We start from the raw sequence: 14987 nt of genomic DNA on the forward strand, positions 1-14987 counted from the left end.
CAGAACTGCAAATGCCGATGTCAACGGGGCGGCAAACATACTTCGCAAAAGTAAGCAGAACTTCGATTTCGAAGAACTGTGTAGAGGGCTTTTGGACAGCCCATTGAGAATAAGGGTATCCTGACAGCTAACTCCTTTGGGATATGTCTGTCGGGCGTTAGTCCGTGTATCAAACTTCTCAAGAATCCCCCACTTCTATAAGTGGGGGAGGTTCAAGCTGTAGAACGTTACGACAATATCTTCTTCGGTTAATTTTTCAACACCATCAAAGCCTGCTGCTCTTACATTCTCGTAATCAACAAGGTAATAGTTCATGCTGCTCATTCCTTACTGTTTTTGTCGGAAGAATTATCTTTTTAGCCGTGGTACCATTGCTGCAATCAGGATATCGAGGGCGAGAAGGGCAGCCAGGATAAGGAAAGCGCCAGTGAAGCCGAATTGTTCGTGGAGGAAGCCGAAGGAGGCGGAGATGACGGTAGCGCCGATGCCGGTCGCGGCGGTGATGGCGGCGGTGACGGTGGCGGTACGGCCGCCAGCAAAGTCGGCCACATAGGTCAGCACATTGGGATAGACGGCGCCGCAGAAGAAACCAAAGACGAAAACGGCGGGAAAGACGAGAATCTCCTGCGTCAGGCAGGTCAGGAGCGCCAGCATGATGGCGGCGCCCAGCGGGGCAATGTAGATGAGGTGGCTGCGATACTTAGCAAAGCAGCCGCAGAGGAAGCGCGAGGGAATCATGGCCAGCCAGAACAGGGACAGCGCCAGATAGCCGCGGGCGGAATCAATGGTGTCGGCCATGAAACTGTTCAGGAAGAAGCAGAAGCCGTTTTCCACGCCCACATAGATAAACATGATGGCACAGAGTAAGGTTACGCCTTTTAAGTGCATGCCGCCTTCAATCTGGGCAAGTTCTGCGGGGGTGGGTTCTTCGCGGGGCGTAAAATCAGCTCTGGCCAGCAGGACGGTCAGCGCGAGGAAGATAAGGGCGCTCAGGACGAAGAAGCCTCGCCAGCCCCAAGGCGTATCGAGGGAAAGGCCGACAATAAGCGGGGCGATGACGGCACCGAGGGCAAACATCGCCGTGATATAGCCCATGCGCTGGTTGCGGGTCTGAGGATAGGTATCCTGCATACCGGCAATGGCCACATATTGTACGATGCTGCAGGCAAAGCCCAGCACGAAAATCCCTGCGGCAAAAAGCGGGGAGTTGGTGGCCAGTAAGATGATGGCTGCCGATAGGGTGCGGGCGGCAGTAAAGAAGACCAGCATGATTTTTTTGCCAATCCTGTCGGCCAGCGGGCCGAGCAGCAGCGGCGCAATCATGGTGGCAAAGAGTTGGACGGCGGCAAGCAGGCCCTGCTGGCCGATGGACAGGTCAAATTCCTGTCCGACATAGAGAAGGGCTGCCTGATAGCCGCCGGTCTCAAAACCGTTCATGAAAATGGATAACAGAAATAACAACGATAAATCGTTCTTAGCCCAATAGGCTGATTTTCCCATGGTATCACCTCCTGCGTGCGTTAGGTTTAGAATTTTTTGCATATATTCGCCACGGACAAGCGTTTATCCTGCTGAGGTGCCAACGCGTCTGTATATTGCATGCCTGTTGCTTGTGACAGGTGTGGACTAGGCTTTTTTTCCTACATGGACTAGGCCTTTTTTCCTATTTTTTTATTGCGCTCAATGCTTTTCGGGGGTATAATATATGCATAGAAGTGTATTTGTTTTTTATATCAACGATTTGCAGCAGGAAATGGGATTTTTCTTCCAAAATTTTGTAAGAAAGGAGAGATTTTTATGAGCATCAGCGGTATCAACAGCTCCCTTAATCAGCTGAATCGTGCCCATTCGTTGCAATCTCAGAGCATTCAGCGGATTGCGACCGGCTCCAAGCACTCCAGTGCGGCTTATGGCGCTTCCGATTATGCGATTGCACAGAAAATGCAGTATAATTTGGGAGGGATTCGCCAGTCCAACTCCAATACGCAGACGGCCAATTCTATGCTCAATGTGGCTTCGGGTGCGGTGAACAACACCGTCAGCTCGCTTTCCTCCTTGAGGGAAACGCTGATCAATGCAGCTAACAGCACCAATGGCAGTACAGATGTTGCCGCATTGCAGGAATCGGTGAATCAGACCCTTTCCCAGATCAATACCAACGCGCAGGTGGAATACAACGGGCAGAAGCTCTTAGATGGCAGTCAGACGGTGACGGTGGCCGGGATTGATGGTTATGACAATGTTTCTTTGGGCGATATGAGCACGAAGGGGCTTGGCCTTACCGACAGTCAGGGCAACAGCACCATCAATCTGCAGGAAGTCAATCGAGCATTAGGCGATCCTTCACAGCCAAACGGTACGGAAGACGGAGTGCTCAATAAGGCACTTTCGCAGGCACTCGACACGGTAGATGCAGCGCTGAATAAGGCGCTTGACCAGGCTACGAACATCGGTGCAGCGCAGCAGGGCATGGATTATCAGTCGGCCAATTACACGACGATGGAGGAAAACCTTCAGTCGGCACTGTCGACCAGCGATGATACGGATATTGCCGCAGAATCGGTGAACAATGCCAGCGCCAAAAACCAAACCCAGATGGCTATGTGGGCCGTAAAGCAAGGACTGCAGAATTTCAGCCAGCAAATGCTGGGGACGCTCAACAATCACAGCCGGGGCGCAGCATACAATATGTTGTCCTGACCGGAATAGCGCAAGGATAGCAAATGCCGCTGCATGGAAATGTGGCGGTTTTTTGCTATCCTTGCGCGTGACGAAGTGGGTGGGGAAATATTGCAAATTTAAGTTCAATACGGTATAATTGAATATACCAAAAGGACAGTTGATGTGTGGTAACGTCGACTCTCCCTGTTTTGTTTAATAGTAAATTTGGAGAAAGGTCGCCTCGTACCGCTTAGGCGGCTTTTTTCATGCGAAAGTTACTTCAGCAATCCAAGGAAAGAGACAATCAGCGTCAGAAAGGCAAAGAATAAGGATAGTTTTTCATATAGCGTCATGGCTCTCACCTCCCCGTTAGGGGAAAGCCGGCGTATCAACTGTCCGATGGTCATTATAACAAAGGAAGAGAAGAATAAAATGGTTTATTTATTAAAGTTTGGCGCCGCATGGATACTGCCGCCGGGGATATTTTTCCTCGCGTTGTGGTTTGTGGCCTGGCGGCTCTATCGCAAAAAGGAAAAGAGGCTGGCGGCTATGCTTGCAGCTCTGGTGTTTGTGTTTTATCTCCTGTGTACCAGCTTGGTATCCGAGCGGCTGATGGGGGCTTTGGAAGGAACTTATCAGCCGCCGGAAAATCCGCAGGGGGATTGCGTGATTATGCTCGGCGGCGGGGCGTTTCCCGATACGCCGGATGTGAGCGGGCAGGGGACGCTTTGTTCTTCGCCGGCCAACCGTCTGCTGACAGCAGTCCGTCTGCAGAAAAAGCTCGATGTGCCCATTATCCTCTCGGGAGGGCAGGTCTATAGCGACAGCGGCCCGGAAGCGGTGATTGCGAGCCGAATCCTAAAGGATTTGGGCGTGCCTGAGGACAAGATCATCGTGGAGGGCAAAAGCATCAACACCACGCAGAATGCGCAGTTTTCCACGGAACTTATGCGGCAGCATGATTTGAAAAAGCCCATCTTGGTGACTTCAGCGTTTCATATGCGTCGTTCCGTGCTGAATTTTGAAAAATGCGGTGTCGAGGTTACGGCGTACCCTGCCGATTATCGCGCAAATCTGCGGCATGATTTCCATTACAATAAATTAAAGCCCAGCGTGAGTGCGCTGGACGATAATGTGATTGTGCTGCAGGAGGTTCTGCGGGCGTTTGTTACGAGGTACCTTGAATGACGAAAAACTTAACGGAAGGCAGTCCTGCAAGGCTGATTCTGATGTTTACGCTGCCGCTGATTGCGGGGAATATCTTTCAGCAATTATACGCCTTTGTGGATACCTTGATTGTGGGCCGTTTCCTGGGCGTTGAGGCGCTGGCGGCGGTGGGCTGTACCGGCAGCCTGATGTTTCTGATGCTCGGCTTTGTGATTGGCTTTTCCACGGGGATTACCATTTATACGGGTCAGCGGTACGGTGCCAAGGATTATAAAGGCGTGCGGCAGAGCGCGGCTGCTTGTGCCGTGCTTTCCTTTTTGGAAGCGGTGGTGCTGACCATTGTGGGCGTTTCGCTGTGCCGTCAGCTCCTGATTTGGATGCAGACCCCGCCGGAGATTTTGGAGGGGGCGTACTCCTTCATCAGTATCGTGTTCGGTGGTATCGTGATGTTCGTCTGCCTGCAGACGCAGACCAACCTGCTGCGGGCGCTCGGCGACAGCCGCATGCCCACGGTGATTCTGGCAACGGCGCTGATCATCAACATCATTTTGGAGCCGATTGCGATTCTGGTATTGGGCTGGGGCATTCCCGGTGCGGCGCTGGCGACCATCGTGGCGCAGTTTTTGGGCAATGTGATCTGCTACCTGTACATCTGCAAAAAAGTGCCGGTGCTCCGCACTTACCGCGAGGACTGGCAGGTGAGCTGGCCGGTGCTGAAGGCGCATTTGAAACTGGGCCTGCCCATGGGCTTTCAGTCCTCGATTATCGCCATCGGTGCGGTAATCCTGCAGGTGGCGCTCAATAACCTTGGCCCGACAGCCGTTGCGGCCTATGCGGCGGCACAGAAGGTCGATTCCATCGCCCTTATGCCCATGATGTCCTTTGGCCTCGCCATGGCGGCCTATACTGCGCAGAACTATGGCGCACAGAAATACGACCGCATCGCTGAGGGTGTGAAAAAGTGCAGCTATATGTCCGTGGGCTTCAGTATCCTCGCGGCAGTTGTGCTGATTCTCTCCGGCCCCTTCATCATGGAACTCTTTGTCGGTGAGGGCCAGCAGGAAGTCGTGGACATGGGGCATATGTACCTGATTGTCAACGGCGTGAACTACTGGATACTGGCGCTTTTGTTCATCTTCCGCTATACCCTGCAGGGCCTCGGCCAAAGCGTCGTGCCCACCATTGCAGGTGTGATGGAACTCTTGATGCGTGCCGGGGCCGCGATTTTCCTCTGCGAAATCTGGGGCTACTTCGGCGCCTGCGTCGCCAACCCTATGGCCTGGGCAGGTTCGTGCATACCGCTCGCCATTGCGTTCTTCTGGACGCGGCGGACGTTTAAACGAAAATACAGCGTATAAGTAAACCGGGAAGACCGCATTCTCCTAAGGCGAATGCGGTCTTCCCGGTTTACGTCTATTGACAACAAGGATAATTTTGTTATACTTGTTGCAGGTGCTGTTTAGCGGTTTCGCCTTCTGGAAAGGGGGCGGCGCCTATGGCTGAAACAATCGTAGTTTTGCTATTGATTTGGATGATTGTCGTAGAAGTGAAAAATAACCGCTCCTAGTCTGGCCAACTGAGCGGTTATTTATCGAAGTGATAATTTAACTTGTGAGGGCAACCGCTAGGCGGCGCCTTCTTTTGTTTATATTTTAGCATTTGCCCAGGTTACAGGCAAGTGCTTTTTTGCATTTGCAATTTTTATCATGACATTTGTAACATTTTACCGGGATTTACATTTTCAGGCAGGATTTTTCTGTCGGTTGTCGTATATGATACATATATATTGATTCAGACTAAAGAAGGGTGGATTTATTATGTATCAAGATGAATACAAACGCTGGCTGGGTGCTGACCTCATTGACTGCGACCTGGGCAAGGAACTCCGGGACATTGAAGGTGACGACGAAGCCATCAAAGAGCGTTTTGCAGCTGCGCTGCAGTTTGGTACAGCAGGCCTGCGCGGTACGTTAGGTGCCGGCACGAACCGCATGAACATCTGGGTTGTGCGTCAGGCCACGCAGGGCGTAGCCGATTGGGTAAAAGGTGAAGGCGGCACGCAGACGGTGGCCATCAGCTACGATACCCGTCTCAAAGGCTGGACTTTTGCCAAGGAAGCGGCAGGGGTTTTAGCCGCCAATGGCATCAACGTGCGCATTTACGATGAGCCCATGCCGGTACCCGCCCTTTCTTTTGCCACCCGTTTCTATAAGGCCAATGCCGGCATCATGGTGACGGCCAGCCACAACCCGGCCAAGTACAACGGCTACAAAGCCTATGGCCCGGACGGCTGCCAGATGACGGACGATGCCGCAGACGTCGTTTACAACGCCATTCAGAAAACCGATGTGCTGACCGGCGCAAAATATATGTCGTTTGCTGAAGGCGTGGAGAAAGGCTTGATTAAGTTTGTCGGGGAAGACTGTAAGGAAGGCCTGTATAAAAACATCGAGGCCTGCCAGGTTCGCCCCGGCCTCTGCAAGACGGCCGGTCTGAAGCTCGTCTACAGCCCGCTTAACGGCACCGGCCTTGTGCCCGTTACCCGCGTGCTGCGCGATATCGGCATCGATGATGTGACGATTGTGCCGGAACAGGAATATCCCAACGGCTATTTCACGACCTGCTCCTATCCGAACCCGGAAATCCTCGCCGCGATGGAAAAAGGCGTGGAACTGGCCAAGAAAGAGGGCGCAGATCTGATGCTCGCCACCGACCCGGATGCTGACCGCGTGGGCATCGCCATGAAGTGCCCGGACGGCTCCTATGAACTGGTTTCCGGCAACGAGATGGGCGTGCTGCTCCTCGATTACATCTGCGCCGGCCGTCAGGAAAAAGGCACCATGCCCAAAGACCCTGTAGCCGTTAAATCCATCGTGTCCACGCCGCTGGCTGATGCCGTGGCCAAGCATTATGGCGTAGAGCTGCGTCATACGCTCACGGGCTTCAAGTGGATTGGCGACCAGATTCTCGGTCTGGAAAACAAGGGCGAAGTGGAACGCTTCATCTTCGGCTTCGAGGAAAGTTATGGCTACCTCGCCGGCCCCTATGTCCGCGATAAGGATGCCGTTGTCGCTTCCATGCTGATTTGTGAAATGGCCGCTTACTATCGCAGCCAGGGTTCGTCCATCAAACAGCGCCTCGAAGAAATCTACAGCCAGTATGGCCGTTACCTCAACAAGGTCGACAGCTTTGAATTCCCGGGCCTTTCCGGCATGGACAAGATGAAGGGCATGATGGAATCCCTGCGCAAAGACCCGATCCAGGAACTGGCCGGCAAGAAGGTTGTCAAGGTTATCGACTACCTCGACAGCGCTGCTACGGGCCTGCCCAAGTCCAACGTGCTGACCTATGAATTTGAGGACGGTTCTTCCGTCATCATTCGCCCGTCCGGCACCGAGCCGAAAATCAAGGCTTACTACACGACGAAGGGCAAAGACCTCGCCGAAGCACAGGCGGCCAAAGACAAGATGGCCGAAGCGGTTAAGCCGTATCTGTCCTAAGTAAAATAATCAATGAAAAAGAGTCTCACCGGGTGTTGAGAACTGCAGCCCCCCATAAGTCAGACCAGGAAATCCGGCTTATGGGGGGCTTTATCTATTTCCTGTTTGGATAGTTTGGACAATGCGGTTTAGCAGGCAGGGATAGTTTGGCTAAGGATAGAATAAGATAGTAAAGATGCGGTTCACAGGAATGATGCGACAATAAAGCAGGTGGGAATATGCTGGATAGGGGCTTGTTTTTGGCGTTACAGGAGCTGCCGGCAGGCGGCAAAAATGAAGTGATTACCCTGTTGGCCGGCCCGAAGCGCGGGGCCAAAGCACTGCTGTCTGACGGGAAGGTCTTATGGCAGCGTGGTGCAGAAGATTTTTGGGGGCAGGTGAACGATTCGGCGGCGCTGCTGGTTGAACCTGTGCCTGCGGACAGGAAACTAATCATCTGCGGTGCCGGTCATGTGGCACTGGCGGTGATTGCGCTGGCACAGATGGTGGATTTCCATATCACGGTGATTGAGGACCGTCCGGATTATGCCGAGGCGGCGCACAGGGCAGGGGCAGATACGGTGCTGGTGGAAGACTTTGGTCAGGCACTGGCCAAAATTCCGGGAGGGGACAATACCTATTTTGTGGTTCTGACCCGGGAACATCAATATGATGCAATCTGCCTCAGGGCCATTTTGCAAAAGAATTTTGCCTATGCCGGTGTCATGGGCAGCAGGCGCAGGACGGAGCTGCTGCGGCAAAAACTGCTTGCAGAAGGTATTCCGGCAGCGGCAATAGCCCGGCTGCATGCGCCGATTGGTCTGGACATTGGTGCTGAGACGGAAAGGGAAATCGCTGTGGCGATTGTGGCCGAGCTGATAAAATTCGGCAGGAGAGCGGGAAGCTTCCCTAAAAAGCTCATTGCGGCTGCAGTGAAGGCCAGCGAGCCGTTTGTGCTGGCGACCATCGTACGCCGCAAGGGTTCGGCACCTCGGGCGGTCGGGACGAAGATGCTGATTTTTGCGGAGCATATTGTGGCAACCATCGGTGGCGGCATGATTGAAGCAAGGATTATCCGCCGGGGGCGGCAGATGCTGGCGGAAAAAGAAACGCAGGATGTCTGGGAACAGGTGGATATGCGTGGTGATGATGCTGTTTCCGGGCATATGGTATGCGGCGGTATGGTCGATGTGTTGTTGGAGTATGTGGAACCGGCAAAGCCGCGTTGAGGAGGGATAGTCATGGAAGATATCAGCAAAGCCGTTGAGCGGAAAGACCATCGGCTGAAGATGTCCGGGCGGGCAGAATATACGTGCGACAAACGCTTGGAGGGCATGCTCTATTCTGCGTTTGTGCGCTCGGAAATCGCGCATGGCCGGATTTTGGACATAAAGCTGCCGGATTTGCCTGCGGGGTATGTGGCGGTGGGCGGCCGTGACCTGTATGACAATCATCTGCCTGTTGTTACGAATGAACAGCCCATCTTTGCCGTGGATGAAGTCTGCTTTGTCGGGGAGGCAATCCTGCTGCTGGCTGGGCCTGATTTGGCAACGGTCCGGCGCCTGTGCCGGGAGACGAAAGTAACTTATGAGGAATTGCCTGCCGTGCTGACCTTGGATGAGGCCACGGAAATGGCCGCGCATTATCATTACCGCAAGGGGGATGTGGAAGCGACTTTTGCACAGGCGGCACAGGTGGTGGAGGAAACCTTCACGACCGGGTATCAGGAGCAGGCCTATCTTGAAGTGCAGGGCATGACAGCGCAATGGGATGCCGAGAATGGGAAAATGCATGTCTTTGGTTCGATGCAGGCGCCGTATTATGTGAAAGATGCCGTGATGCGCGTACTGGGGCTGGATGAAGGGCATGTCCGCGTGGTACAGGAAGTGACCGGCGGCGGCTTTGGCGGCAAGGAGGATTATCCTTCGCTCATAGCCTGTCAGGCGGCGGCAGCGGCGAAGAAAGCAGGGGCACCGGTTCGTGTCGTCCATGACCGCCGGGAGGATATGGTGGTTACCACCAAGCGCCATCCGAGCAGGCTGCACTACGTTGCAGCCCTGGATGCACAGCACCGCATCATCGCGCTCAAGGCCGATATCTGTTTAGACGCCGGAGCGTATCCGGGCTTGTCCAGCGTGGTGCTGCAGCGTTCGTTGAATGTGGCGGCCGGTGTCTATAAAATCGAACATCTCGATGTGGATGGACGGGCGGTTATCACCCATACCGTGCCCAATGGTGCCTTTCGTGGCTTTGGCGCTCCCCAGAGTATTTTTGCCATAGAATCCCTGATGAATCATCTGGCGGCCAAGGTGGGGATGACCCCGCTGGCGTTCCGGCAGATGCATATGGTGCAGCAGGGCGACGCTACGGTGACCGGCGGCAGGTTCCATCAGTATGTGCCCCTTCCGGATTTGCTGGCCAAGGCCGAGGAAATGTCTGCTTACAGCCGCAAATATGCGGCCTATTCGCAGCCGCAGCCGGGACGGTACCGCAGGGGCATCGGCCTGTCGCTATTTCTGCATGGCTGTGGTTTTACCGGTTCTGCAGAGAAAGATATCCTGCACGCACGCGTGATCTTGCGCAAATATGCGGATGATACGGTGGAAATACTGGCCAGTAACGTGGATATCGGCCAGGGCCTCAAGACGACATTCAGCAAGATTGTCGCTGCGGTTTTGGACCTGCCGCTGGAGAGGATTATCTTCCAAAATCCGGATACCGACCGCGTGCCGGATTCCGGGCCGACGGTGGCTTCCCGGTCCTTGACGATTGTGGGGAAGCTCGTGGAGCGGGCGGCCAGGAAACTGAAGGCCGGCTGGGAAAGCGGCAGGGAGCAGGAAGCGGTGGCGGACTACGAAGCGCCAGAGCTGATTCCCTGGGATATGGACAAGTTTAGCGGCGATGCTTATCCCGCGTATTCCTGGGGAATCCATGTCGTCGAGCTGGAGGAAGACCGCCTGACCGGCATGACAAAACTGCTGGGCGTTTGGGGTGTCTTTGATGTGGGCAAGGTCATCGATACCACCGTGATGCTGGGACAGGCTGAAGGCGGCATGCTGCAGGGAATCGGCTATGGCTCCATGGAAAAGATGGAGTCCGTGGCGGGGAAAATCCGTCAGAACAGCTTTACCGATTATATGATTCCTACGGCCATGGATACGGTGCCGAATCAAATCGCCTTTATTGATAATTTCTATGCGGACGGCCCGTTTGGGGCCAAGGGGGCGGGCGAACTGACCCTGCTGGGCGGTGCACCTGCTTATACAGCCGCAGTTGAACAGGCCACAGGCAAGACCTATCCGAATATCCCGTTGACGCCGGAGCGCATTCTGGCGGCGGAAGCGAAATAAGCAGAGGTGGGAAAAATGTTGGACTTTATCTTAAACGGCAAAAAATGCACAAGCCAGCTGCCGCCGCAGAGCCGCCTGCTGGACGTATTGCGGGAGGAATTTGGTCTCCATGCCCCCAAGGAAGGCTGCGGCGAGGGAGAATGTGGTGCCTGTGCGGTGCTGGTGGATGGAATGCTTTGGAATTCCTGTATCACCCCGTTGGCGAATGTGCAGGGGAAAAGCGTGCTCACGCTGGAGGGATTCCGCGATACGGAAAAATATAAGCTGCTCGAACAGTGCTTCGGGGAAGCCGGAGCGGTGCAGTGCGGCTTCTGCACGCCGGGGATGATTATGGCGGCAGAAGCTTTGCTGCGGAAGAACCCACATCCGCAGGAGGACGAAATACGCGAGGCGATTTCAGGAAATCTCTGCCGCTGCACGGGTTATAATATGATTATCGCGGCAGTCCGCATGGCGGCAGAAAAGGGGGCGGGATTATGGTGACCACCTATAGGCCAGGCTCTGTGCTGGAAGCCCTGCGCCTGAAACAGCAGGCACAGGCCGAGGCGCTTTTTGTGGCTGGCGGCACCGATATCATGCCGTCCGGCCGGACGGCTCCCGTGCTGATTTATCTGCAGGGAATTGACGAACTCCGTGAAGTGTCAAAAACGGAGGACGTTCTGCGGATTGGGGCCGGCTGTACCTATGCACAGCTTATCGGGGATAAACGGATTCCGGCAATTTTGCGCGAGGCCATGCAGGAGATTGCATCCCCCGCCATCCGCAACGTGGGTACGATAGCCGGCAATATCTGCAATGCGTCCCCGGCTGGCGATACCCTGCCGCTTCTGTATGTCCTGGATGCGATACTGGTGATGGGGCACCTGGATGAACAAGGAAAGCTCAGGACACGCAGGCTCGGCATTGAGGCGTTTATTCAGGGGGTGCGCAGGATTGCGCTGAGACCAGCGGAAATGGTTCTGGCGGTGGAAATTCCCTGCGCTGCCTATGAGCAGATGACGAAACTGCAACGATTCAAGGCAGGCGCGCGAAAAGCGCAGGCCATAGCGAAAATCTCCTTTGCCGGACTCTGCAAGGTGGAAGGGAATGTATTGCAGGATGTGCGCATTGCCTTTGGCTCTGTCGGGGCAACGGTCATCCGCAGCTGGACAATCGAGGCAAAGATGCAGGGCCTGAGCCTGACGGAACTGGCCGCAAGGCGCACGGCAATCGTGCAGGAATATGGAAGGCTGTTGCGGCCGATTGACGACCAGCGTTCCACAGCGGCTTATCGCCGTCAGGTATGCCTCAATCTGCTGGAGGATTTCCTGTGCTTATGAACGGGGCATTGATACTGGCCGCCGGACTGTCTTCCCGTATGGGGGCGTTCAAGCCCTTGCTGGATTTGGCGGGAAAAACGCTGATTGAGCACGTCATCGGCCATTTCTGCCTATTTGGCTGTCAACCCATTCTGGTGGTGACCGGCAGGGACGCGCAGCTTCTGGAGGATTTCCTGACGGAAAAATTTCCGGGCCGGATAGGCTTTGTACGCAATCCGGACTACGCCTCAAGCGATATGTTTGCTTCCGTGAAGCTGGGGATAAAAGCGCTGCCGGCGGATTGCACCGGTACTTTTCTGACACCGGCGGATATCCCGCTGTTCGATGCCGCACTGCTGGCCAAGATGGCGGCGGTTCCCGCACAGGTTGTGCGCCCTTCTTATAAAGGAAAGGCTGGCCATCCCGTGTTTTTGCGTAAAAGCGTATGGAGCCGCATTTTGTCCTATCGCGGCGACGGGGGCCTGAAGGGCGCACTGCAAACCGAGCCGCAGGCGTTTGTGGAAGCTGCCCATGAAGGAATCCTGCTGGATGCCGATACGCCGGAGGATTTTCAGCGGCTGCGCGAATTCCTGTGCAGGATGACACAGTGAATAGCAGAGGCGGTTGATAGGCCTTTTATGACGGATGATATGATTCATGTATTGCTTGACTTGATGAGCGTGGAGACAGTAGATTACGACCCGACTAAAAGTGTTATCAATTCTGCATGGCAGGCAAGTGAGCGTATATTCAGCGATAGGGTGTATGAGAAAAACGGTCAAGAATCATCATTGCAACAGAAGTAAGGCTTGAGAAGTTCAATATAACGATTTGGGGAGTATTTTTGTGTACCGTCACATAATTTCCTATGGCAAAATCAGAACAACTGCGTTATGTCGAATCGACGAAACGCGAATAAGTGATTTTGCCTATGGTAAAATTTGAACAACTGCGTTATAATAAATTCGTATGTAACAATAACGATATAGAATGATATTGTTTATGGAATGAACTAGAGGAGTGTAGACAATGAGTTTGAAGCTTGCATCCGGTTTTGAGTTTGATTACGAAAACCTGTATGGCGAAGGTAAGGTTACGGAAGCTGACCTGAAAAGCTATGAAGAAGATTTGAAGAAGGCTCACGAAGCCATGAAAGTTATGCGTGAGAAGGGCTTTATCCGTGCGCATCTGTCCAAGGACGGCGAGCCGGAAAAGGTACTGTTCTCCCAGCTGCCCTATATTGAAGAAGGCCACCTCAACAGCCCGTCTTCCCTGAAGCACCTGCAGGAACTGACCGACCATGTAAAGGACAATGTGGATTTCGTTGTATCTCTGGGTATCGGCGGCTCCTTCCTGGGCGACAAGGTTATCTTTGATGTGCACTGCGGTGAATTTTGGAACGAATTGCCGAAAGCAGAACGCAACGGTTTCCCGAAAATCATCTTCAGCGGCCAGAACATTGACCCGCGCCGTACGGGTGACATCATCCACTATCTCGAAAACAGCGCGAAAGTCACCAAATCCCACGAAAAGCGCAACCTCAAAGTGCTGCTCCTCGTTATCTCCAAGTCCGGCGGCACGCTCGACACGATGAGCAACTTCATGGTCATCTACGATGCCCTGCAGAAACTCGGCGATATCGATGTGGAAGTGGTTGCTGTAACCGACCCGAACATGGAAAAACAGACCCTTTTAAAGAAGCTGGCTATTGAAAAAGGCTGGCCGCAGTACGCTGTACCCGATGGGGTGGGCGGCCGTTTCTCCATCTTCTGCGAAGTCGGCCTGACGCTGGCTGCCTGCGTGGGCTTTGATATCGAAGCCTTCCTCAAAGGCGCCCGCGATATGGATAAAGCCTGCCAGAATGATGACCTCTGGCAGAACCCGGCAATGCTCAATGCTGCGCTGAAGTTTGCCGCTTCTGAAAAGCATGGCCGCGACATCGAAGTCATGATGCCGTATGGCGATTACATGAAGTCCGTTTCCGAATGGTACATCCAGCTGCTGGCTGAATCCCTCGGCAAACAGTACAACAAGGACGGCAAGGAAGTTTGCTACGGCCGTACGCCGCTCGTTGCTGTTGGTACCACGGACATGCATTCCCAGACGCAGCAGCATCAGGAAGGCAAGCTCAACAAAGTTGTTCAGTTCATCCGTCTGGCTGACTGGGAAAATGACCTCACGATTCCTGACGTATTCCCGGAAGCCAAGAAGCTGTCCGATATCTCCGGCGTAACCATGGGTCAGGCACTCGAAGTTGCCCGTCAGTCCAACGCTGACGCGCTGGCTTCCAACAAGCGCTACAACGCTTGCTTCACCCTGCCGAAGCTCAACGCTTACCACCTCGGCGAGCTCCTCTACATGCTGGCTATGTCCGTAGCTTACGAAGGGGAACTGTCCAACGTAGACGCCTTCAACCAGCCCGGCGTAGAATCCTACAAACGCATCATGGGCCCGAAACTGGCTGAAGTTAAAGCTGCAAACCAGAAATAAAATATACTAAAAGTTAATACGCAGTAGAGGGGCGGTGTGTTCTTGTGACAAGAACACACCGCCCTTTTTAGCAACATATTGCGATAGCAACAGGCGATATAAAATTGCAGTTTGCTAGTACGTGCTGAAATTTTTTGTTACAGCTCAGTTTGGGCAGAGGTGGTAATACTTTTCGCCGTTGCACGAAATGACCCACAAGGAAATATATGGGCTTTTTAGTCACCTGCGCCGGGCAAGACCGGCGGCGCGTATATTCAGCTCAATTTCTAGAAACTGTCGTTTGTGGGCCAGTCCTCACTGCGTTCGGACAGTCGTTCCACGACGAAAAGCATCACCACCTCTGCCCTAAGTGATGTCCGTACAAACCGTCATTTTCGTAGTGATAAGCAGCAAGTACATCGATGTTCTTGTTACAGGGGAGCGAGTTCGTGGCAATAGGCTAATCCGTAACTTGGGGCAAACGGGGGAGTGCTTTTTCTGTAGGAGCGACTGCCTGAACGCAGTGAAGGCCGGCCCGACGCAGGCAGCAACTAGAAAGCACG

12 protein-coding genes are annotated in these 14987 nt (G+C 53.9%); 11 read left to right on the plus strand and 1 reads right to left on the minus strand.

Features of this window, described 5'->3' with window-relative positions; all coding sequences use genetic code 11:
• Nucleotides 1–348: 348 nt before the first annotated feature.
• Nucleotides 349–1500, minus strand: coding sequence for an MFS transporter (locus G598_RS0112120; RefSeq protein ID WP_026767185.1), 1152 nt, complete (start codon nucleotides 1498–1500; stop codon nucleotides 349–351).
• A gap of 297 nt (nucleotides 1501–1797) precedes the next feature.
• Here G598_RS0112120 and G598_RS17900 point away from each other — a divergent pair, with 297 nt between their 5' ends.
• The 11 genes from G598_RS17900 (at nucleotide 1798) to G598_RS0112175 (ending at nucleotide 14445) form a co-directional block, all read left to right on the plus strand.
• A complete protein-coding gene (locus tag G598_RS17900; RefSeq protein ID WP_051180283.1) occupies nucleotides 1798–2700 on the plus strand; it encodes a flagellin in 903 nt (300 codons plus the stop codon).
• A 393-nt stretch (nucleotides 2701–3093) separates the two neighbouring features.
• Nucleotides 3094–3849 carry a YdcF family protein gene (locus G598_RS0112130; RefSeq protein ID WP_026767186.1) on the plus strand — a complete coding sequence of 252 codons (756 nt, stop codon included), beginning with the start codon at nucleotides 3094–3096 and terminating at the stop codon, nucleotides 3847–3849.
• The gene (locus G598_RS0112135) at nucleotides 3846–5186 is read left to right on the plus strand and encodes an MATE family efflux transporter (protein WP_026767187.1); all 1341 of its coding nucleotides are present in this window, start codon (nucleotides 3846–3848) and stop codon (nucleotides 5184–5186) included. Before G598_RS0112130 ends, G598_RS0112135 begins: the two co-directional genes overlap by 4 nt.
• A 459-nt stretch (nucleotides 5187–5645) precedes the next feature.
• A complete protein-coding gene (locus tag G598_RS0112140) occupies nucleotides 5646–7328 on the plus strand; it encodes a phospho-sugar mutase (RefSeq protein ID WP_026767188.1) in 1683 nt (560 codons plus the stop codon).
• 218 nt (nucleotides 7329–7546) lie between these two features.
• Entirely contained in the window at nucleotides 7547–8536 is a 990-nt protein-coding gene (locus tag G598_RS0112145; protein WP_026767189.1) for an XdhC family protein, read from the plus strand.
• Between the two features lie 12 nt (nucleotides 8537–8548).
• Nucleotides 8549–10657: a xanthine dehydrogenase family protein molybdopterin-binding subunit gene (locus tag G598_RS0112150; protein WP_026767190.1), complete on the plus strand. Its 2109-nt coding sequence runs from the start codon at nucleotides 8549–8551 to the stop codon at nucleotides 10655–10657.
• 15 nt (nucleotides 10658–10672) lie between these two features.
• On the plus strand, nucleotides 10673–11140 hold the full coding sequence (locus G598_RS0112155) for a (2Fe-2S)-binding protein (protein WP_037364213.1): 468 nt from the start codon (nucleotides 10673–10675) through the stop codon (nucleotides 11138–11140).
• A complete protein-coding gene (locus G598_RS0112160) occupies nucleotides 11134–11976 on the plus strand; it encodes an FAD binding domain-containing protein (protein ID WP_026767192.1) in 843 nt (280 codons plus the stop codon). Before G598_RS0112155 ends, G598_RS0112160 begins: the two co-directional genes overlap by 7 nt.
• Nucleotides 11973–12566: a nucleotidyltransferase family protein gene (locus G598_RS0112165; protein ID WP_037364215.1), complete on the plus strand. Its 594-nt coding sequence runs from the start codon at nucleotides 11973–11975 to the stop codon at nucleotides 12564–12566. The genes G598_RS0112160 and G598_RS0112165 overlap by 4 nt, the downstream gene beginning before the upstream one ends.
• A gap of 27 nt (nucleotides 12567–12593) precedes the next feature.
• Nucleotides 12594–12761: a hypothetical protein gene (locus G598_RS20060; RefSeq protein ID WP_157833338.1), complete on the plus strand. Its 168-nt coding sequence runs from the start codon at nucleotides 12594–12596 to the stop codon at nucleotides 12759–12761.
• A gap of 223 nt (nucleotides 12762–12984) precedes the next feature.
• A complete protein-coding gene (locus G598_RS0112175; RefSeq protein ID WP_026767194.1) occupies nucleotides 12985–14445 on the plus strand; it encodes a glucose-6-phosphate isomerase in 1461 nt (486 codons plus the stop codon).
• Nucleotides 14446–14987: the final 542 nt, after the last annotated feature.

Origin of the sequence: Selenomonas ruminantium subsp. ruminantium ATCC 12561 (assembly GCF_000424065.1) — a bacterium.
GTDB lineage: Bacteria > Bacillota > Negativicutes > Selenomonadales > Selenomonadaceae > Selenomonas_A > Selenomonas_A ruminantium.